Consider the following 20,551-nt stretch of genomic DNA (forward strand, 5'->3'; position numbering starts at 1 on the left):
CTGAGAATCCCCATTCTTCTGGTTATTACGTGTGTTGTGATGTTGTTGTTCAGCACTTTATTTCGTTTTATGCATGACTACCCGTGCTTTAGCAGCATACTCTGCTAAAACATACCCGATTTTTATGATATTGGAATAGCTATTTTGACAGTTTATTAACAATCTGCGTGGGGATTGGCGTTTTGCCGGAGGGGAAATTGATTATTGTAGAGGCTCAAAAAACAAAAACCCCGGACTCGCATCCAGGGTTCTCTGCTTAATAGCGGAAATTACGCTTCTATAGCAGCGCGCAGTTTTTTCATCGCGTTCTTTTCCAGCTGGCGTACACGTTCAGCGGAAACGCCGTAACGGTCAGCCAGTTCCTGCAACGTGGACTTGTTGTCTTCGTCCAGCCAGCGCGCGCGGATGATGTCCTGGCTGCGTTCGTCCAGACCCTGCATCGCGTCGGTCAGACGGTTTGCCGCCTGCTCTTCCCAGTTATCATCTTCGATGCCGTCGGCAAAGTTAGATGATTTATCCTGCAGATAGAGCACCGGTGCCATCGGTTGGCTGTCGGAATCGTCGTCGGAAGACAGGTCAAAGGTCATGTCCTGTGCCGCCATACGTGATTCCATCTCACGTACGTCTTTGCTGGTTACGCCCAGTTCACGGGCCACCATTTCGACTTCATCCTGGTTAAACCAGCCCAGACGCTGCTTGGTTTTACGCAGGTTGAAGAACAGTTTGCGCTGCGCTTTGGTGGTCGCAACTTTGACGATACGCCAGTTACGCAGGACGTATTCGTGGATCTCTGCTTTGATCCAGTGAACGGCGAAGGAGACCAGGCGCACACCCACTTCCGGGTTAAAACGGCGCACTGCTTTCATCAGGCCGATGTTACCTTCCTGAATCAAATCCGCCTGTGGCAGGCCATAGCCCGCATAATTACGAGCAATATGAACAACAAACCGCAGGTGAGACAGGATCAGCGTTTTAGCTGCTTCCAGATCGCCATGGTAATGCAGCTTTTCAGCCAGCGCCCGCTCCTCGTCAGCCGACAACATCGGCCACGCGTTAGCTGCCCGGATGTAGGAATCCAGGTTGCCAACTGGGGCTAAAGCTAAACTTTGCATTTTGTCAGTCATTCAAATCCTCTCAATCGATATCTTCTGGCGCTTCAGTGGTAGCAACAACTGTGCCAGAGCTTAAGAGCAACGAGGTTATCATTCACTGTTTTATCAGACCGTGATTTTATCCACAAGTTCAATGCAAGCTTGTGAATAAATTACGCACAAAATGTGACATAGAGATGAAATACCGGGAAGAGACAACGGGGTCTCTTTCCCTGCTACGGAACCCATTGCAGGGAAAGAGTATAACACGCTTTTATTATTCAGGCGTAAAGTGGCGTAAATGTTGTACCGTGGCAAGCCACGCTGCCACCCAGCCAATCATCGAGCATACCAGCAGCAACAGCAGGCATTCATCGAACGATAAACCATTGATATCAAACTTCGTTCCGAAAACCTGTGCCACTTCCGCAACCGCCGATGACAATCGCAGTACCAGAATTTCTGACAAAATTAGTGACAACAATGCGCCAGAAAATCCCAGCAGTGCGCCACCGTACAGGAACGGGCGCAGGATGAAACCATCCGTCGCACCAATCAGTTTCTGCACGTTAATGGAGTCACGGCGAGCAAAGATGCTCAGACGTACGCTGTTGCCGATGACGAGGAACACGGCCGCCACCATCAATACGCCGATCATCGCCGAAACGCGCCCGACCAGCCCAGTCAACGCCGCCAGACGGGCAAACCAGCTGTCATCCATCCGCACTTCGTCAATGCCGTTAATCTGCGTGATACGATCACGCAGCGTATTGAGTGATTCCGTCCCCTGAAAATCGAGTTTCGGGATCACCACCGCCACTGCCGGAAGCGGGTTTTCTTCCAGCATATCCAGCGCGCCGCCAAAGCCAGACCAGTTACGGAACTCGCCCAGCGCGTCTTCACGAGAAAGATAATTCACTTTCTCCACGCCTTGCTCGGCCTGCAACTGTGCCACCACGCCCGCAGCAGCGTCATCGTCCAGCGTTTTTTGCAGATAAACAGTGATTTGCGGTGACGGATAATACTGCGTCGCCGCCTGGTTAACGTTTTTGTACACCATATAACAGACGCTGGGCAGCGTCAGGGAGATGGCGATAACCATCACCGTTAAAAATGTGGCGAACGGTTTGCTTTTCAGATCCTGCAATGCGCCGTGGAAGGCATAGCGCACCTGTTCGTTGAAAACGTTGGTTTTGCGATTTACCGGTTTTGGCGAGGATTTCGCGCGTTTCGGTGCGTTACGACCGCCATCGCCTGAGCCGCCGACCGATTTACGGAAGCGATCCAGACGCCCGCCAAACTGCCGAATATGATTGATTGCATCGCGCTTATTCATGGCCCACGCCTCCATGCAAGTGACCATCGCTCAGGGTGAGCATGCGATAGGAACGCCGTGAAATCAGGTTGAGGTCGTGCGTTGCCATCAATACGGTTACCCCAACGCGGTTAAACTCTTCAAACAGACGTAGAATCCCTTCCGACAACGCGTCGTCCAGGTTACCAGTCGGTTCGTCCGCCAGCAGTACCGCGGGCTTATTCACCACCGCGCGGGCAATGCCAACACGCTGTTGTTCACCGCCCGAAAGCTGAATAGGGAAGTTCTTCGCTTTGTCCAGTAGCCCGACTTTATCCAGTGCCGCCGACACCCGGCGACGAATATCGTCACCGCTGGCACCAGCGATAATCAGCGGGATCGCCACGTTATCGTAGACAGTACGGTCCATCAGTAGATGGTGATCCTGGAAAATCATGCCAATCTGGCGGCGCAGAAACGGAACTTCACGGTTTTTCAGACGCGTGATGTCATGGCCGCTAAACCAGATTTTCCCGGCGCTGGGCCGCTCAATCCCACAGATCAGCTTCAGGAGGGTACTTTTCCCTGCGCCGGAATGACCGGTCAGAAACGCCATCTCACCCGGCTGCATATGGAACGTAACGCCCTGCAGCGCCTGTCTCCCACCGAGATAAGCCTTGCTGACATGTTCAAAGCGAATCATTGTTAATCCTCTCGGGCAAAAAGTGCCTCTATAAAGTCGTCCGCCTTAAACGGACGCAAATCCTCAATACGTTCGCCGACACCAATGTAGCGGATAGGGATACCAAACTGGTCAGCCACCGAGAAAATTACCCCGCCTTTCGCCGTGCCGTCCAGTTTCGTTAGCGTGATGCCGGTTAAACCAACGGCTTCATGGAACAGTTTGGCCTGGCTTACCGCGTTCTGCCCGGTGCTGGCATCGATAGTCAGCATAACTTCATGCGGCGCTTCAACGTCGAGTTTCTTCATCACGCGGACGATTTTCTTCAACTCTTCCATCAGGTGCGATTTGTTCTGCAGGCGTCCGGCGGTATCGGCAATCAGGACGTCGATATTACGCGCTTTAGCTGCCTGAATGGCGTCGAAGATAACAGAGGCGGAATCCGCACCGGTATGCTGGGCAATCACCGGAATATTGTTGCGCTGACCCCAGACCTGAAGCTGTTCAACCGCTGCTGCACGGAAAGTATCGCCCGCCGCCAGCATCACCGATTTACCCTGCTGCTCAAACTGACGTGCCAGCTTACCAATCGTCGTGGTTTTACCCACACCGTTGACGCCCACCATCAGGATCACGAACGGCGTTTTACCTTCAACATTCAGCGGCTCATCGACTTTCGCCAGAATCTCGCCCATCTCTTCTTTCAGCAGGCCATAGAGCGCCTCGGCATCACGAAGCTGCTTGCGGGATGCGCCTTCCGTCAGATTGGTGATAATTTTACGTGTGGTTTCCACGCCCACATCGGCGATCAAAAGCTGTTCTTCCAGCTCTTCAAACAGATCATCGTCGATTTTTTTACCGCGGAACAGGCTGATAAATCCGGAACCGAGATTTTCTTTGGTTTTTAACAGGCTGCGTTTCAGGCGCGCGAAGAAACCTTCTTTGGTCGGTTTTTCCTGCTCCTGAGCGATTTCTTCCACCGGCTGCTCTTCTTCTGCCGGAGGAACCACCATCACCGCCTCTTCTGCCGCTTCGGCAGCCAGCGTCTGTGCTTCCAGCTCTTCGTCGGTGATTTCTTCTTTAGCCGCTTCTTCTTCCGCCGCTTCGACAATCTCTACGGTTTCCGCTTCAGCCTGCCACTCTTCTGGCGAAACCTCTTCGGCGTTGACGTCTTCCGGCAACGGCAGCTCTTCACGTTCGATAGCCACTGGCTCCGGCGTTTCTTCTACGACCGGTTCCGGCTGTGCAACGACTCCCGCTTCAGGCTGCGCTTTTTCACTTTCAGCAACCTGTTCAGTGACTTCCACAACGTCGGCAGCAAAAGTTTCCGCCTCGGCTTCAGTATGCGCCTGCGGCTGCTCTTCAACGGCTTGTTCAGAAGCCTTCGCAGGCTCTTGCACCTGAACGATTTCTTCTACAACCGATTGTTCATTCTGAACTTCTGTCTCTTTTTCCGGGGTCTGCTCTTTTTGACCAAAGCCCAGCCAGGAAAAAAAGCCACGTTTTTTTTCTTTCGCCATTTGCGACTACACTCCTCGCTGTTGCTTCATGGCACAGCGTTAACGCTATGTACATAGCAGCTAAAAAAATGATGAAATAGTCTATCACTTAACTTAATTCACATCACCGCCTGCAAGTATGTGTTATCTGGCGGATTGAGCAATTTATCATGAAAAAACCGAATCATTCCGGCAGCGGCCAAATCCGCATTATTGGCGGGCTGTGGCGAGGCCGTAAACTACCGGTTCCTGATAGCCCAGGTCTGCGCCCCACCACCGACCGCGTACGCGAAACGTTATTTAACTGGCTGGCTCCGGTCATTGTTGACGCCCAATGTCTGGATTGCTTCGCCGGAAGCGGCGCGCTGGGGCTGGAAGCGTTATCACGCTACGCTGCGGAGGCCACGTTGATTGAGATGGATCGTGCAGTTTCTCAGCAGTTAATTAAGAATCTGGCGACACTAAAAGCAGGCAATGCACGCGTAGTGAACAGCAACGCGATGTCATTCCTGGCGCAAAAAGGCACACCGCATAATATAGTGTTTGTCGATCCACCGTTCCGCCGTGGCTTGTTAGAAGAGACGATAAATTTACTGGAAGATAACGGCTGGCTGGCTGACGAAGCCCTGATTTATGTCGAAAGCGAAGTCGAAAACGGTCTGCCCACTGTTCCGGCAAACTGGTCATTGCATCGGGAAAAAGTGGCGGGTCAGGTGGCTTATCGGCTGTATCAACGCGAAGCACAAGGAGAAAGTGATGCTGATTAATATTGGACGTTTGTTAATGCTCTGCGTTTGGGGATTTTTAATCCTCAACCTGGTGCATCCCTTCCCGCGCCCGCTGAATATTTTCGTTAACGTGGCGCTGATTTTTACCGTGCTGATGCATGGTATGCAGCTGGCGCTATTGAAATCCACTTTACCGAAAGATGGCCCGCAGATGACCACCGCCGAAAAGGTGCGGATTTTCCTTTTCGGCGTGTTTGAACTGCTGGTCTGGCAGAAGAAATTTAAAGTTAAAAAATAACCTTATTGTTCGCCAACAAAGCTAACAAAGCGCGTTCCTTTATAGCTCAGCGTACCTTTATCGCCCACTGTCAGGGCGTGGTACTGCTGGGCGTCGAGGCGAAACGTTTGCTCCATTCCTCCGCTTTGCGGTTTGAAGCTTGCCTCATAGCGCATACTGGTGCCTGCCGGAGTCACTTCCTGCTGGCGCGAACGGCGATCGTTAATCGGTTTTTCCCGCTTGTTGCTCACCACCACCAGCTTTTGCTGGAGCGGAGCCATATCATTATCAGCTTTTTCCCGTCGCTGTTGCATAAAACGAAACGATGCGGCGACGACAATTAAGCCAATGATAACAATAAAGAAAAGAGGTGGTTTGCTCATCTTTATCCCTCATCGGAAAATGCGGAAATAAGCATACCCTGCCAGTTATGGTGTTGTCATCCGTCCACCCTCGCCACTAAACTGGAAGCAAGACCGTAGGCATTCCGCTTACGAAAAAATAACGAATTCAAGGAACTAAGATGCTTTGGTCGTTTATCGCTGTCTGTCTTTCCGCATGGCTATCTGTGGATGCATCGTATCGTGGGCCAACCTGGCAACGCTGGGTGTTTAAACCGTTAACCCTTCTTCTCCTGTTGTTACTGGCCTGGCAAGCGCCGATGTTCGACGCCATTAGCTATCTGGTGCTGGCGGGGCTGTGCGCCTCACTGCTGGGCGATGCGCTAACCCTGTTGCCACGTCAACGTCTGATGTACGCCATCGGCGCGTTTTTCCTCTCGCACCTGCTGTACACCATCTATTTCGCCAGTCAGATGACGCTCTCTTTCTTCTGGCCTCTGCCGTTGGTACTGCTGGTTCTGGGCGCGCTGTTACTGGCGATTATCTGGACGCGGCTGGAAGAGTATCGTTGGCCTATCTGCACGTTTATCGGCATGACGCTGGTGATGGTGTGGCTGGTAGGTGAACTGTGGTTCTTCCGTCCGACCGCTCCGGCGCTCTCTGCGTTTGTCGGCGCTTCGTTGCTGTTTATCAGTAACTTTGTCTGGCTGGGTAGCCACTATCGCCGACGCTTCCGTGCGGATAACGCGATTGCTGCGGCCTGCTACTTTGCCGGTCACTTCCTCATCGTCCGCTCGCTGTATCTCTGATAAAACTTGACTCTGGAGTCGACTCCAGAGTGTATCCTTCGGTTAATGAGAAAAAACTTAACCGGAGGATGCCATGTCGACTCCTGACAATCACGGCAAGAAAGCCCCTCAATTTGCCGCGTTCAAACCGCTAACCACGGTACAGAACGCCAACGACTGTTGCTGCGACGGCGCATGTTCCAGCACGCCAACGCTCTCTGAAAACGTCTCCGGCACCCGCTATAGCTGGAAAGTCAGCGGCATGGACTGCGCCGCCTGTGCGCGCAAGGTAGAAAATGCCGTGCGCCAGCTTGCAGGCGTGAATCAGGTGCAGGTACTGTTCGCCACCGAAAAACTGGTGGTTGATGCCGACAATGACATCCGTGCACAAGTTGAATCTGCGGTGCAAAAAGCGGGCTATTCCCTGCGTGATGAGCAGGCCGCCGACGAGCCACAAGCATCGCGCCTGAAAGAGAATCTGCCGCTGATTACGCTAATCGTGATGATGGCAATCAGCTGGGGTCTGGAGCAGTTCAATCATCCGTTCGGGCAACTGGCGTTTATCGCGACCACGCTGGTTGGGCTGTACCCGATTGCTCGTCAGGCATTACGGCTGATCAAATCAGGCAGTTACTTCGCCATTGAAACGTTAATGAGCGTAGCTGCTATTGGTGCGCTGTTTATTGGCGCAACGGCTGAAGCTGCGATGGTGTTGCTGCTGTTTTTGATTGGTGAACGACTGGAAGGCTGGGCCGCCAGCCGCGCGCGTCAGGGCGTTAGCGCGTTAATGGCGCTGAAACCAGAAACCGCCACGCGCCTGCGTAACGGTGAGCGGGAAGAGGTGGCGATTAACAGCCTGCGCCCTGGCGATGTGATTGAAGTTGCGGCGGGCGGGCGTTTGCCTGCCGACGGTAAACTGCTCTCGCCCTTTGCCAGTTTTGATGAAAGCGCCCTGACCGGCGAATCCATTCCGGTGGAGCGCGCAACGGGCGATAAAGTTCCTGCAGGAGCCACCAGCGTAGACCGTCTGGTAACGCTGGAAGTGCTGTCAGAACCGGGTGCCAGCGCCATTGACCGGATTCTGAAACTGATCGAAGAAGCCGAAGAGCGCCGCGCCCCCATTGAGCGGTTTATCGACCGTTTCAGCCGTATTTATACGCCAGCAATTATGGCCGTCGCCCTGCTGGTAACGCTGGTGCCGCCGCTGCTGTTTGCCGCCAGCTGGCAAGAGTGGATTTATAAAGGGCTGACGCTGCTGCTGATTGGCTGCCCGTGTGCGTTAGTTATCTCCACGCCCGCGGCGATTACCTCCGGGCTGGCAGCAGCGGCACGTCGTGGGGCGTTAATTAAAGGCGGTGCGGCGCTGGAGCAGCTAGGTCGTGTTACCCAGGTGGCGTTTGATAAAACCGGTACGCTGACCGTCGGTAAACCGCGCGTTACCGCGATTCATCCGGCAACGGGTATTAGTGAATCTGAACTGCTGACACTGGCGGCGGCGGTCGAGCAAGGCGCGACGCATCCACTGGCGCAGGCGATCGTGCGCGAAGCACAGGTTGCTGCACTCGCCATTCCCGCCGCCGAATCACAGCGGGCGCTGGTCGGGTCTGGCATTGAAGCGCAGGTTAACGGTGAGCGCGTATTGATTTGCGCTGCCGGGAAACATCCCGCTGATGCATTTGCTGGTTTAATTAACGAACTGGAAAGCGCCGGGCAAACGGTAGTGCTGGTAGTACGTAACGATGACGTGCTTGGTGTCATTGCGTTACAGGATACCCTGCGCGCCGATGCTGCAACTGCCATCAGTGAACTGAACGCGCTGGGCGTCAAAGGGGTGATCCTCACCGGCGATAATCCACGCGCAGCGGCGGCAATTGCCGGGGAGCTGGGGCTGGAGTTTAAAGCGGGCCTGTTGCCGGAAGATAAAGTCAAAGCGGTGACCGAGCTGAATCAACATGCGCCGCTGGCGATGGTCGGTGACGGTATTAACGACGCGCCAGCGATGAAAGCTGCCGCCATTGGGATTGCAATGGGCAGTGGCACAGACGTGGCGCTGGAAACCGCTGATGCAGCATTAACCCATAACCACCTGCGCGGCCTGGTGCAAATGATTGAACTGGCACGCGCCACTCACGCCAATATCCGCCAGAACATCACCATTGCGCTGGGACTGAAAGGGATCTTCCTCGTCACCACGCTTTTAGGGATGACCGGACTATGGCTGGCGGTGCTGGCAGATACGGGTGCGACGGTGCTGGTGACAGCGAATGCGTTAAGATTGTTGCGCAGGAGATAAGGCAAACCGATCGCAACATTGAGCGCGATCGGTCCCCTCGCCCCTCTGGGGAGAGGGTTAGGGTGAGGGGAAAAGGCGGCATCGAAGCCAATCAGCCCCCATCAACCGCCTTTACGAATCAAATAACGATAAGGCAGTCCATCCGTCTCTTTCGCAACCAGTTCGTGTTCCATAAAGGTACAAAACCCAGGAATATCGCGGGTAGTGGCCGGATCGTCGGCGATAATCAGCAACGTTTCGCCGGGCTGCATATTGCGCACAGTTTTGCGCACCATCATTACGGGTTCCGGGCAGCGCAGGCCAAGTGCGTCGAGTGTGTGGTCAGGGCTGGAAAAGAGATCGGTCATTTTCTTCTCATCACATAAAAAAACGGCGCTAGTTTACGCCCTGTGAGTCCGTAAGCAAACCAGGTTAACGATTGCGTGAAAATTAACCATTGCATTGTCAACGTAAAGCAGTATCATGCGGCGGCTCGAAAAAAGGGTAAGCACGTTATTATGTTAAGGTAACAGACGTGTCGTACGTATTGGGTTCCCTCACCCCAATGGTTAATCAAAAAGGTACAATATGAACGTTTTCTCGCAAACTCAACGCTATAAGGCGTTGTTCTGGTTATCGTTATTTCATCTGCTGGTGATCACCTCCAGTAACTATCTGGTTCAGCTTCCCGTCTCCATTTTGGGTTTCCATACCACCTGGGGCGCGTTTAGCTTTCCGTTTATTTTTCTTGCTACCGACCTGACCGTGCGTATTTTTGGCGCACCGCTGGCCCGACGCATTATCTTCGCGGTAATGATCCCTGCGTTATTAATCTCCTACGTCATCTCGTCGCTATTCTATATGGGTTCCTGGCAGGGATTCGGCGCACTCGCCCACTTCAACCTGTTTGTCGCCCGTATCGCCACCGCCAGTTTCATGGCCTACGCGCTGGGGCAAATCCTCGACGTGCACGTTTTTAACCGCCTGCGTCAGAGTCGCCGCTGGTGGCTGGCACCGACAGCGTCCACACTGTTCGGTAACGTCAGCGACACGCTGGCCTTTTTCTTCATTGCCTTCTGGCGTAGCCCGGATGCCTTTATGGCTGAACACTGGATGGAAATCGCGCTGGTCGATTACTGTTTCAAAGTGTTAATCAGTATCGTTTTCTTCCTGCCAATGTATGGCGTATTACTCAATATGCTGTTGAAAAGACTGGCAGATAAATCCGAAATCAACGCTTTGCAGGCGAGTTAAAGGTTCGTTATCAGAGTTGTGATAAGATGGATGAATGAGCCGTTATGGCCGTTTATCGAAAGGAAGAAGTCAATGCGCAATCTGGTTAAATATGTCGGAATTGGCCTGCTGGTTATGGGGCTTGCGGCCTGTGATGATAAAGACACTAACGCTACGGCGCAGGGTTCGGTCGCGGAAAGTAACGCTACCGGGAATCCCGTCAACCTGCTTGATGGCAAGTTAAGTTTCTCGCTGCCAGCGGATATGACCGACCAGAGCGGTAAGCTGGGAACGCAGGCCAATAACATGCATGTCTGGTCCGACGCCACCGGGCAGAAAGCAGTCATCGTCATCATGGGCGATGATCCGAAAGAAGATCTGGCGGTGCTGGCGAAGCGTCTGGAAGATCAGCAACGTAGCCGCGATCCGCAGCTGCAAGTGGTAACCAATAAAGCCATTGAGCTGAAAGGTCACAAAATGCAGCAGTTAGACAGTATTATCTCCGCGAAAGGCCAGACGGCGTACTCTTCCGTTATTCTGGGTAACGTGGGTAATCAACTGCTGACCATGCAAATTACGCTGCCCGCTGACGATCAGCAAAAAGCGCAGACCACCGCAGAAAACATCATTAATACGCTGGTTATTCAGTAAGTTTTAAGATGATGAGGCGGCCTCAGGGACGTGTTCCGGAGGCCGTTTTTTTAATCGCCACGTCAGTAATAACGCGATTGCGACCAGTCCCGCCGCCGCCAGATAAATCACCGGTACGCCCGCCCAGCTCATCACCAGCCCAGCCAGTGGTCCAGTCACGCCAAGCGATAAATCCATAAATACGGTGTAAGTTGCCAGCGCCGCCCCCTGATTTTGCTGCGGAACCGCTTTTACCGCCACTACACCCAATGCCGGGAACACCAGCGAAAACCCGGCCCCCGCCAGTAAGACGCCGATTTTCGCCATCCACGGCATAGTCGCCACGCCAACCAGTAGCAGGCCGATTATCTCAACGCTAAAGCAAATCATCGCTACGTTTAAGCCACCGATACGGTTAATGCCGTTAGGGAATAACAAACGCGTACCGACAAACGCACAGCTAAACAGCGTCAGCGCGAAAGCCGCACCGTCCCAACCTTTAGCGTCATAAAACAGCGTGATAAAGGTGGCGATGACGCCAAATCCGGCGGAAGCCAGTGCCAGCGCCATACCGTACAGCCAGACGCGCCCAAGCACCGCGCGAAACGGCAGCGGTTTGCCTTTACTGGCTTTTACCGTCGGACGCGGGATCGCCAACAAAATGGCCACCAGCGCCACGCCCATAATGATTAACGCTAACGCCTGCAAGCCGCCCCAGTGATAAAACACGACGCCTAACGGCGCACCCATCGCCATCGCCCCGTAAGTGACAATGCCGTTCCACGAAATCACCCGCCCGATATGCAGCGAGCCAACCACGCCAACGCCCCATAGGGTCGATCCCGTTCCGGCAAAACTTTGCCCAATCCCAAGGATGACGCGCCCCAGGCAAAGTAATAACAGGCTGATGACAGGCAGACTGGCGGTTAATCCTGCCGTCAGATACCCCAGACCGCTCAAAAAGCAGCCGCATAAACCGAGGACGACAATCTTTTTGGGTCCCAGCGAATCGGCGTAACGTCCGGCATGAGGGCGGCTCAGCAAGGTGGCGAAATATTGCAGGCTGATAACCAATCCTGCCCAGAAGGCGCTAAAGCCCATCACATCATGGACATAGCCCGGTAATACAGCGAGCGGCAACCCGATGGTGAGGTAGCTGGCGAAGTTAAACATGACTATAGAGACAATGCGCAAATTCAGGCGCAATCCGTTTAGCGCGGGTTCGGCTACGGGTTCGGGCATGAGGATCACCACATTTTTACAACAGTGTTTCATTTTTACCACGTGCTGACGTGAAAATCAGCAGTAAGAATCAGAATATTGCTGGCGTGACTCCCGCTACACTTAATACAAAAAGTCACAAGGAAGCCCCAATGGAAACCCCTCAACCCGATAAAACGGGCATGCACATTCTGCTCAAGCTGGCCTCGCTGGTAGTGATCCTCGCGGGCATTCACGCAGCGGCAGATATCATTGTGCAGCTGTTACTGGCGCTGTTTTTTGCCATCGTCCTCAACCCGCTCGTCACCTGGTTTATTCGTCGGGGAGTACAACGCCCCGTTGCCATTACGATTGTAGTGGTGGTGATGCTGATCGCACTAACCGCGCTGGTCGGCGTACTGGCGGCATCGTTTAACGAATTTATCTCTATGCTGCCGAAGTTTAATAAGGAGCTGACGCGCAAACTTTTTAAATTGCAGGAGATGTTGCCTTTTCTTAATTTGCATATGTCGCCGGAGCGAATGCTGCAGCGGATGGACTCGGAAAAAGTGGTTACCTTCACCACAGCGCTAATGACCGGGCTTTCCGGGGCAATGGCGAGCGTGCTTTTGCTGGTGATGACCGTAGTTTTTATGCTGTTTGAAGTGCGCCACGTCCCTTACAAAATGCGTTTTGCGCTGAATAATCCACAGATTCACATCGCGGGATTACACCGCGCACTTAAAGGCGTTTCGCACTATCTTGCATTGAAGACGCTACTCAGTTTATGGACAGGTGTCATCGTCTGGCTGGGGCTGGAGCTGATGGGGGTGCAGTTTGCGCTGATGTGGGCAGTACTGGCGTTTTTGCTCAACTACGTGCCCAATATCGGCGCGGTAATTTCCGCCGTACCGCCAATGATTCAGGTGCTGCTGTTTAATGGTGTTTACGAATGTATTCTGGTCGGCGCATTGTTTTTAGTGGTCCATATGGTCATCGGCAATATTTTAGAACCACGGATGATGGGCCATCGCCTGGGGATGTCCACCATGGTGGTATTTCTTTCATTGTTAATTTGGGGATGGCTGCTCGGCCCGGTAGGGATGCTACTTTCGGTGCCATTAACCAGCGTGTGTAAAATCTGGATGGAAACCACCAAAGGCGGTAGCAAACTGGCGATTTTACTGGGGCCGGGCAGACCGAAAAGTCGGTTACCGGGATGAGGCGACAAGTGATACGATACGCACTTTCATTTTCCATTAAACGTTGGCCCTGATATGTATCGGATAGTTCTGGGGAAAGTTTCGACCTTAAGCGCAGCTCCACTGCCACCGGGTTTACGCGAGCAAGCACCGCAAGGTCCACGACGCGAACGCTGGCTGGCGGGGCGTGCATTGCTTTCGCACACGCTTTCCCCGCTACCGGAGATCATCTATGGCGAACAAGGCAAACCTGCATTTGCGCCGGAAATGCCGCTATGGTTCAACTTAAGCCATAGCGGTGACGATATCGCCCTGCTGTTGAGTGATGAAGGCGAAGTCGGCTGCGATATCGAAGTGATTCGCCCGCGCGCCAACTGGCGCTGGCTAGCGAACGCCGTATTCAGCCTCGGGGAACACGCTGAGATGGACGCCGTGCATCCTGATCAGCAACTGGAAATGTTCTGGCGCATCTGGATGCGCAAAGAAGCCATCGTTAAACAGCGTGGCGGCAGCGCCTGGCAAATCGTCAGCGTAGACAGCACCTATCACTCCTCGCTGTCAGTCAGCCATTGTCAGCTTGAAAATTTAAGCCTTGCGATCTGCACCCCTACTCCCTTTACGCTCACCGCCGACAGTGTGCAATGGATCGATTCAGTTAACTGATCCGCCCACCCGACTGCCCATCTATTGATCCAGAACAGGTAATCAGTATGACGAATACTTAAAATCGTCATACTTATTTCCGCCATCTATTTTAATCCATTGGGGTTACCATGCTCTCCACACTCCGCCGCACTCTATTTGCGCTGCTGGCTTGTGCGTCTTTTATCGTCCATGCCGCTGCACCAGATGAAATCACCACCGCCTGGCCGGTGAATGTCGGGCCACTAAACCCGCACCTTTACACGCCTAACCAGATGTTCGCCCAGAGCATGGTTTATGAACCATTGGTGAAATATCAGGCAGACGGTTCGGTGATCCCGTGGCTGGCAAAAAGCTGGACTCATTCAGAAGATGGTAAAACCTGGACCTTCACCCTGCGTGATGACGTGAAATTCTCCAACGGTGAACCGTTCGATGCCGAGGCGGCGGCAGAAAACTTCCGCGCAGTGCTCGATAACCGTCAACGTCACGCCTGGCTGGAGCTGGCAAACCAGATTGTTGATGTTAAAGCACTCAGTAAAACAGAGCTGCAAATTACCCTGAAAAGCGCCTACTATCCTTTCCTGCAAGAACTGGCCCTGCCCCGTCCTTTCCGTTTTATCGCTCCCTCGCAGTTTAAAAATCATGAAACCATGAACGGAATTAAAGCGCCGATTGGCACCGGACCGTGGATTTTGCAGGAATCGAAACTGAATCAGTACGATGTCTTCGTCCGTAACGAAAACTACTGGGGCGAAAAGCCAGCGATTAAAAAGATCACCTTTAACGTCATCCCGGACCCGACTACCCGCGCGGTGGCGTTTGAAACTGGCGATATCGACCTGCTGTACGGAAACGAAGGGTTATTACCGCTCGATACCTTCGCCCGCTTTAGCCAGAATCCGGCTTACCACACCCAACTGTCACAGCCGATCGAAACCGTGATGCTGGCGCTCAATACCGCCAAAGCCCCCACCAACGAGCTGGCAGTACGTGAAGCTCTTAATTACGCGGTAAACAAAAAATCGCTGATTGATAACGCGTTGTATGGCACCCAGCAGGTCGCCGACACCCTGTTTGCCCCTTCTGTGCCCTACGCCAACCTCGGCCTGAAACCGCGCCAGTACGATCCGCAAAAAGCGAAAGCGTTGCTGGAAAAAGCCGGTTGGACGCTGCCTGCGGGCAAAGACATCCGCGAGAAAAATGGTCAGCCGCTGCGCATTGAACTTTCGTTCATCGGCACCGATGCGTTAAGCAAATCGATGGCGGAAATCATTCAGGCTGATATGCGCCAGATTGGCGCAGATGTCTCGCTGATTGGCGAAGAAGAGAGCAGTATCTATGCTCGTCAGCGCGACGGTCGTTTTGGCATGATTTTCCACCGCACCTGGGGCGCGCCATATGATCCACACGCCTTCCTCAGTTCAATGCGCGTACCGTCACACGCTGACTTCCAGGCACAGCAAGGATTAGCCGACAAACCGCTGATTGATAAAGAGATCGGCGAAGTGCTGGCGACCCATGACGAAACGCAACGTCAGGCGCTGTATCGCGACATTCTGACCCGTCTGCATGACGAGGCGGTTTATCTGCCTATCAGTTACATCTCAATGATGGTGGTATCAAAACCGGAGCTGGGTAACATCCCCTACGCGCCGATCGCCACCGAAATTCCGTTCGAACAGATTAAACCGGTGAAACCTTAATGTTGCGTTACGTATTACGCCGCTTTCTGCTGCTGATCCCGATGGTGCTCGCCGCCTCGGTGATCATTTTTCTGATGCTGCGCCTCGGTACCGGCGACCCGGCGCTCGATTATTTGCGTCTGTCTAACCTGCCGCCGACGCCGGAGATGCTGGCCTCTACCCGCACCATGCTGGGACTGGATCAGCCGCTGTACGTCCAGTACGGCACCTGGTTGTGGAAGGCGCTGCATCTTGACTTTGGTATCTCATTCGCCAGCCAACGCCCGGTACTGGACGATATGCTGAACTTCCTGCCCGCCACGCTGGAACTTGCAGGTGCGGCGCTGGTATTAATTCTGCTCACTTCCGTACCGCTCGGTATCTGGGCGGCGCGCCATCGCGACCGTCTGCCGGATTTCGCCGTACGTTTCATCGCGTTTCTTGGCGTGTCGATGCCTAACTTCTGGCTGGCGTTTTTACTGGTGATGGCGTTTTCGGTGTATCTGCAATGGCTACCCGCGATGGGTTACGGCGGCTGGCAGCACATCATTTTGCCTGCGGTTTCCATTGCCTTTATGTCGCTGGCGATTAACGCGCGTTTACTGCGCGCCAGTATGCTGGACGTCGCCGGTCAGCGTCACGTCACCTGGGCGCGTCTGCGCGGCCTGAACGACAAACAGACCGAACGTCGCCACATCCTGCGCAATGCCTCGCTGCCGATGATCACCGCCGTGGGGATGCATATCGGCGAACTGATTGGCGGGACGATGATTATCGAAAACATCTTTGCCTGGCCGGGCGTCGGGCGCTATGCGGTGTCGGCGATTTTTAACCGTGACTATCCGGTGATCCAGTGCTTTACGCTGATGATGGTGGTGGTTTTTGTGGTCTGTAATTTGATTGTCGATTTGCTCAACGCCGCGCTGGACCCGCGCATTCGTCGTCATGAAGGAGCGCACGCGTGAACTTTTTCCTCTCTTCCCGCTGGTCGGTACGCCTGGCGCTGATCATTATCGCCCTGCTGGCGCTGATTGCGCTCACCAGCCAGTGGTGGCTGCCGTATGACCCCCAGGCGATTGATTTGCCGTCGCGCCTGCTTTCGCCGGATGCGCAGCACTGGCTGGGCACCGATCACTTAGGTCGCGATATTTTCTCGCGGCTGATGGCAGCGACCCGCGTGTCGCTCGGTTCGGTAATGGCCTGCCTGCTGCTGGTGCTGACATTAGGGCTGGTTATTGGCGGCAGCGCCGGGTTGATTGGCGGGCGCGTTGATCAGGCCACCATGCGCGTCGCCGATATGTTTATGACCTTCCCGACCTCGATTCTGTCGTTCTTTATGGTTGGCGTGCTCGGCACCGGGCTGACCAACGTAATTATCGCCATCGCCCTGTCGCACTGGGCGTGGTATGCACGCATGGTGCGCAGCCTGGTGATTTCACTACGCCAACGCGAGTTTGTGCTGGCGTCACGGCTTTCCGGTGCGGGCCATGTGCGGGTGTTTGTCGATCATCTGGCAGGCGCGGTGATCCCTTCGCTGCTGGTGCTGGCAACGCTGGATATCGGCCATATGATGCTGCACGTCGCGGGGATGTCTTTCGTTGGCCTCGGTGTGACCGCGCCGACCGCCGAATGGGGCGTGATGATTAACGACGCGCGCCAGTATATCTGGACCCAGCCGCTGCAAATGTTCTGGCCGGGGCTGGCGCTGTTTATCAGCGTGATGGCCTTTAACCTGGTGGGTGACGCACTGCGCGATCATCTGGACCCTCATCTGGTGACGGAGCACGCACACTAATGCCGCAACAGATTGAACTACGTAATATCGCGCTACAGGCCGCGCAGCCGCTGGTACACGGTGTATCGTTAACCCTGCAACGCGGGCGCGTGCTGGCGTTAGTCGGCGGTAGCGGCAGCGGGAAATCATTAACCTGCGCCGTGGCGCTGGGAATTCTGCCCGCAGGCGTTCGCCAGACGGCGGGGGAAATTTTAGCCGATGGCAAACCGGTTTCGCCTTGCGCCCTGCGCGGCATCAAAATTGCCACCATCATGCAGAACCCGCGCAGCGCCTTTAATCCACTGCACACCATGCACACCCACGCGCGGGAAACCTGCCTGGCGTTAGGGAAACCCGCCGATGACGCTACGCTTACCGCTGCCATAGAAGCGGTGGGGCTGGAAAACGCCGCGCGCGTGCTGAAGCTGTACCCGTTCGAGATGAGCGGCGGCATGTTGCAGCGCATGATGATTGCGATGGCGGTGCTGTGTGAATCACCGTTTATCATCGCCGATGAACCGACCACCGACCTCGACGTGGTAGCACAGGCGCGCATCCTCGATCTGCTGGAAAGCATTATGCAAAAACAAGCGCCGGGAATGCTGCTGGTCACCCATGATATGGGCGTTGTGGCGCGTCTGGCGGATGACGTGGCGGTGATGTCACAAGGTAAAATTGTCGAACAGGGCGATGTAGAAACGCTGTTTAACGCCCCCAAACATACGGTGACGCGCAGCCTGGTTTCCGCTCATCTCGCCCTCTACGGTATGGAGCTGGCATCATGACCTTACTTAACGTCTGCGGCCTTTCCCATCACTATGCCCACGGTGGATTTAGCGGAAAACATCAACATCAGGCGGTGCTGAATAACGTTTCCCTGACCCTGAAAAGCGGCGAAACCGTCGCCCTGCTGGGACGCAGCGGCTGCGGAAAAAGCACCCTCGCGCGGCTGCTGGTAGGCTTAGAGTCTCCCTCACAAGGGAATATTAGCTGGCGCGGCGAACCGCTGGCGAAACTCAATCGCGCCCAGCGTAAAGCGTTCCGCCGCGATATTCAGATGGTATTTCAGGACTCCATCAGCGCCGTGAATCCGCGCAAAACCGTGCGCGAGATCCTGCGTGAACCGATGCGCCACCTGCTATCACTGAAAAAATCCGAACAACTGGCGCGCGCCAGCGAAATGCTGAAGGCGGTCGATCTCGATGACAGCGTTCTCGACAAACGCCCACCGCAGTTAAGCGGCGGCCAGCTCCAGCGCGTCTGCCTGGCTCGCGCACTGGCGGTCGAACCGAAACTACTGATTCTGGATGAAGCCGTTTCTAACCTTGATCTCGTGTTACAGGCGGGCGTCATTCGCCTGCTGAAAAAGCTACAACAACAGTTTGGCACTGCCTGCCTGTTCATCACCCACGACTTACGCCTGGTGGAACGCTTTTGCCAGCGAGTGATGGTGATGGACAACGGACAAATCGTCGAAACCCAGGCGGTGGGAGATAAATTAACCTTTTCCTCTGACGCCGGACGTGTGCTACAAAACGCGGTATTACCCGCATTCCCCGTGCGCCGTCGCACCTCAGAAAAGGTTTAACGCAAATGCAACGAGTCACCATCACGCTTGATGACGATTTACTGGAGACGCTGGACAGCCTGAGCCAGCGTCGTGGTTATAACAACCGTTCCGAAGCTATCCGCGATATTCTGCGTAGCGCCCTGGCGCAGGAAGCTACCCAGCAGCACGGCACACAAGGTTTCGCGGTGCTGTCGTATGTGTATGAACACGAAAAACGCGACTTAGCCAGCCGTATTGTTTCCACCCAGCATCATCACCACGACCTCTCCGTCGCCACGCTGCATGTGCACATCAACCACGACGACTGTCTGGAAATCGCCGTGTTGAAAGGTGACATGGGTGACGTGCAGCATTTTGCCGATGACGTTATCGCCCAGCGCGGCGTGCGGCACGGGCATTTGCAGTGCTTGCCGAAGGAAGATTGAGTCTATTATTGGGTCCTTTGGTGAACGATCAACAAAGGGCCACTAGCACACCTGATTCCTCTCTAAATACCCTATCCGAACCTTCTCTTTTGTAACGTTCTAAATATATTCCTAAAAATCTTCAATTCATTGTGACCACAAGTTTTTCTTCGCTTTTTCGTATGAAGATACTGTCATTAAAATAATAGAAAAGGATTTTACGATGAGCGGAAAACCGGCGGCGCGTCAGGGTGACATGACGCAGTATGGCGGTAGCATTGTTCAGGGTTCAGCCGGGGTACGTATTGGTGCCCCCACCGGCGTGGCCTGTTCGGTGTGCCCCGGCGGGGTGACGTCCGGCCATCCGGTCAATCCGCTGCTCGGTGCAAAGGTCCTTCCCGGTGAAACCGACATCGCCCTGCCCGCCCCGCTGCCGTTCATCCTCTCCCGCACCTACAGCAGTTACCGGACAAAAACGCCCGCGCCGGTGGGGAGCCTCGGCCCCGGCTGGAAAATGCCTGCGGATATCCGCTTACAGCTGCGCGATAACACACTGATACTCAGTGATAACGGCGGCAGAAGCCTGTATTTTGAGCACCTGTTTCCCGGTGAGGACGGTTACAGCCGCAGCGAGTCACTGTGGCTGGTGCGCGGCGGCGTCCTGAGACTGGATGAAGGTCACCGGCTGGCCGCACTCTGGCAGGCGCTGCCGGAAGAACTCCGCTTAAGTCCGCATCGTTATCTGGCGACAAACAGTCCGCAGGGGCCGTGGTGGCTGCTCGGCTGGTGTGAGCGGGTGCCGGAAGCGGATGAGGTGCTGCCTGCGCCGCTGCCGCCGTACCGGGTACTGACCGGGCTGGTGGACCGCTTCGGGCGCACACAGACGTTCCACCGCGAAGCCGCCGGTGAATTCAGCGGCGAAATCACCGGCGTGACGGATGGTGCCGGGCGTCACTTCCGGCTGGTACTGACCACGCAGGCGCAGCGGGCAGAAGAAGCCCGGCAGCAGGCCATTTCCGGCGGGACGGAACCGTCCGCTTTTCCTGATACCCTGCCGGGTTACACCGAATATGGCCGGGACAACGGCATCCGTCTGTCTGCCGTGTGGCTGACGCACGACCCGGAATACCCGGAGAATTTACCTGCCGCGCCGCTGGTACGCTATGGCTGGACGCCGCGCGGCGAACTGGCGGTGGTGTATGACCGTAGTGGCAAACAGGTGCGCAGCTTTACTTACGA

The 20,551-nt window shown here is 54.7% G+C and carries 22 protein-coding genes; 15 read left to right on the top strand and 7 right to left on the bottom strand.

Translation table 11 applies throughout. The annotated features are described in order from the left end of the window. Nucleotides 1-269: 269 nt before the first annotated feature. The 4 genes from rpoH to ftsY all read right to left on the bottom strand — a co-directional run bounded on the left by rpoH (nt 270) and on the right by ftsY (nt 4,587). Nucleotides 270-1,124 (bottom strand): RNA polymerase sigma factor RpoH, encoded by an 855-nt coding sequence (gene rpoH / locus RTW80_RS15450; RefSeq protein WP_000130217.1) that lies wholly within the window; start codon nt 1,122-1,124, stop codon nt 270-272. Between the two features lie 244 nt (nt 1,125-1,368). Then, the gene (gene ftsX / locus RTW80_RS15455) at nt 1,369-2,427 is read right to left on the bottom strand and encodes a permease-like cell division protein FtsX (RefSeq protein ID WP_001042003.1); all 1,059 of its coding nucleotides are present in this window, start codon (nt 2,425-2,427) and stop codon (nt 1,369-1,371) included. Then, a complete protein-coding gene (ftsE, locus tag RTW80_RS15460) occupies nt 2,420-3,088 on the bottom strand; it encodes a cell division ATP-binding protein FtsE (protein ID WP_000617726.1) in 669 nt (222 codons plus the stop codon). Before ftsE ends, ftsX begins: the two co-directional genes overlap by 8 nt. 2 nt (nt 3,089-3,090) lie before the next feature. After that, nucleotides 3,091-4,587 carry a signal recognition particle-docking protein FtsY gene (gene ftsY / locus RTW80_RS15465; RefSeq protein ID WP_033549042.1) on the bottom strand — a complete coding sequence of 499 codons (1,497 nt, stop codon included), beginning with the start codon at nt 4,585-4,587 and terminating at the stop codon, nt 3,091-3,093. A gap of 149 nt (nt 4,588-4,736) precedes the next feature. Between ftsY and rsmD the strand changes: the two genes are divergently transcribed. Then, nucleotides 4,737-5,333, top strand: coding sequence for a 16S rRNA (guanine(966)-N(2))-methyltransferase (rsmD, locus tag RTW80_RS15470; RefSeq protein WP_312719482.1), 597 nt, complete (start codon nt 4,737-4,739; stop codon nt 5,331-5,333). Beyond that, on the top strand, nt 5,323-5,592 hold the full coding sequence (locus tag RTW80_RS15475; protein WP_001295207.1) for a DUF1145 family protein: 270 nt from the start codon (nt 5,323-5,325) through the stop codon (nt 5,590-5,592). Before rsmD ends, RTW80_RS15475 begins: the two co-directional genes overlap by 11 nt. Nucleotides 5,593-5,594: 2 nt before the next feature. On the opposite strand, the gene RTW80_RS15480 is transcribed toward RTW80_RS15475, so the two are convergent. Then, complete coding sequence (locus RTW80_RS15480; RefSeq protein WP_000042900.1) at nt 5,595-5,954, bottom strand: DUF2500 domain-containing protein; 360 nt, start codon at nt 5,952-5,954, stop codon at nt 5,595-5,597. 140 nt (nt 5,955-6,094) lie between these two features. Between RTW80_RS15480 and RTW80_RS15485 the strand changes: the two genes are divergently transcribed. Continuing rightward, nucleotides 6,095-6,721, top strand: coding sequence for a lysoplasmalogenase (locus RTW80_RS15485; protein WP_000964724.1), 627 nt, complete (start codon nt 6,095-6,097; stop codon nt 6,719-6,721). Nucleotides 6,722-6,794: 73 nt separating this feature from the next. Continuing rightward, entirely contained in the window at nt 6,795-8,993 is a 2,199-nt protein-coding gene (zntA, locus tag RTW80_RS15490; RefSeq protein ID WP_000106560.1) for a Zn(II)/Cd(II)/Pb(II) translocating P-type ATPase ZntA, read from the top strand. 101 nt (nt 8,994-9,094) lie between these two features. Here the strand turns inward: zntA and tusA are convergent, their stop codons facing one another. Then, entirely contained in the window at nt 9,095-9,340 is a 246-nt protein-coding gene (gene tusA / locus RTW80_RS15495; RefSeq protein ID WP_000130621.1) for a sulfurtransferase TusA, read from the bottom strand. A 220-nt stretch (nt 9,341-9,560) separates the two neighbouring features. On the opposite strand from tusA, the gene RTW80_RS15500 reads away from it, so the two are divergent. Further along, on the top strand, nt 9,561-10,226 hold the full coding sequence (locus tag RTW80_RS15500) for a 7-cyano-7-deazaguanine/7-aminomethyl-7-deazaguanine transporter (protein ID WP_001100469.1): 666 nt from the start codon (nt 9,561-9,563) through the stop codon (nt 10,224-10,226). Nucleotides 10,227-10,298: 72 nt separating this feature from the next. Then, nucleotides 10,299-10,856: a phage sensitivity protein DcrB gene (dcrB, locus tag RTW80_RS15505; protein WP_001245295.1), complete on the top strand. Its 558-nt coding sequence runs from the start codon at nt 10,299-10,301 to the stop codon at nt 10,854-10,856. 3 nt (nt 10,857-10,859) lie between these two features. On the opposite strand, the gene RTW80_RS15510 is transcribed toward dcrB, so the two are convergent. Further along, nucleotides 10,860-12,077, bottom strand: coding sequence for an MFS transporter (locus tag RTW80_RS15510; RefSeq protein ID WP_024186711.1), 1,218 nt, complete (start codon nt 12,075-12,077; stop codon nt 10,860-10,862). A 131-nt stretch (nt 12,078-12,208) separates the two neighbouring features. Here RTW80_RS15510 and RTW80_RS15515 point away from each other — a divergent pair, with 131 nt between their 5' ends. From RTW80_RS15515 to RTW80_RS15555, 9 genes are all read left to right on the top strand, one after another. Then, nucleotides 12,209-13,258: an AI-2E family transporter gene (locus RTW80_RS15515; protein ID WP_001300885.1), complete on the top strand. Its 1,050-nt coding sequence runs from the start codon at nt 12,209-12,211 to the stop codon at nt 13,256-13,258. 54 nt (nt 13,259-13,312) lie between these two features. After that, on the top strand, nt 13,313-13,900 hold the full coding sequence (gene acpT / locus RTW80_RS15520; protein WP_032248176.1) for a 4'-phosphopantetheinyl transferase AcpT: 588 nt from the start codon (nt 13,313-13,315) through the stop codon (nt 13,898-13,900). 110 nt (nt 13,901-14,010) lie between these two features. Next, nucleotides 14,011-15,585, top strand: coding sequence for a nickel ABC transporter substrate-binding protein (gene nikA / locus RTW80_RS15525; protein ID WP_000953353.1), 1,575 nt, complete (start codon nt 14,011-14,013; stop codon nt 15,583-15,585). Continuing rightward, entirely contained in the window at nt 15,585-16,529 is a 945-nt protein-coding gene (gene nikB, locus RTW80_RS15530) for a nickel ABC transporter permease subunit NikB (RefSeq protein ID WP_000947068.1), read from the top strand. The genes nikA and nikB overlap by 1 nt, the downstream gene beginning before the upstream one ends. After that, entirely contained in the window at nt 16,526-17,359 is an 834-nt protein-coding gene (gene nikC / locus RTW80_RS15535; protein WP_032248177.1) for a nickel ABC transporter permease subunit NikC, read from the top strand. Before nikB ends, nikC begins: the two co-directional genes overlap by 4 nt. Then, nucleotides 17,359-18,123: a nickel import ATP-binding protein NikD gene (nikD, locus tag RTW80_RS15540; protein WP_001136249.1), complete on the top strand. Its 765-nt coding sequence runs from the start codon at nt 17,359-17,361 to the stop codon at nt 18,121-18,123. The genes nikC and nikD overlap by 1 nt, the downstream gene beginning before the upstream one ends. After that, nucleotides 18,120-18,926 carry a nickel import ATP-binding protein NikE gene (nikE, locus tag RTW80_RS15545; RefSeq protein WP_000173663.1) on the top strand — a complete coding sequence of 269 codons (807 nt, stop codon included), beginning with the start codon at nt 18,120-18,122 and terminating at the stop codon, nt 18,924-18,926. Before nikD ends, nikE begins: the two co-directional genes overlap by 4 nt. Before the next feature lie 5 nt (nt 18,927-18,931). Then, a complete protein-coding gene (nikR, locus tag RTW80_RS15550; RefSeq protein ID WP_001190062.1) occupies nt 18,932-19,333 on the top strand; it encodes a nickel-responsive transcriptional regulator NikR in 402 nt (133 codons plus the stop codon). A 202-nt stretch (nt 19,334-19,535) separates the two neighbouring features. Then, on the top strand, nt 19,536-20,551 hold a 1,016-nt coding region (locus tag RTW80_RS15555), incomplete at its 3' end, for a DUF6531 domain-containing protein (protein ID WP_282631415.1).

Source organism: Escherichia sp. AM3 (genome assembly GCF_032029835.1).
Taxonomy (GTDB): domain Bacteria; phylum Pseudomonadota; class Gammaproteobacteria; order Enterobacterales; family Enterobacteriaceae; genus Escherichia; species Escherichia coli.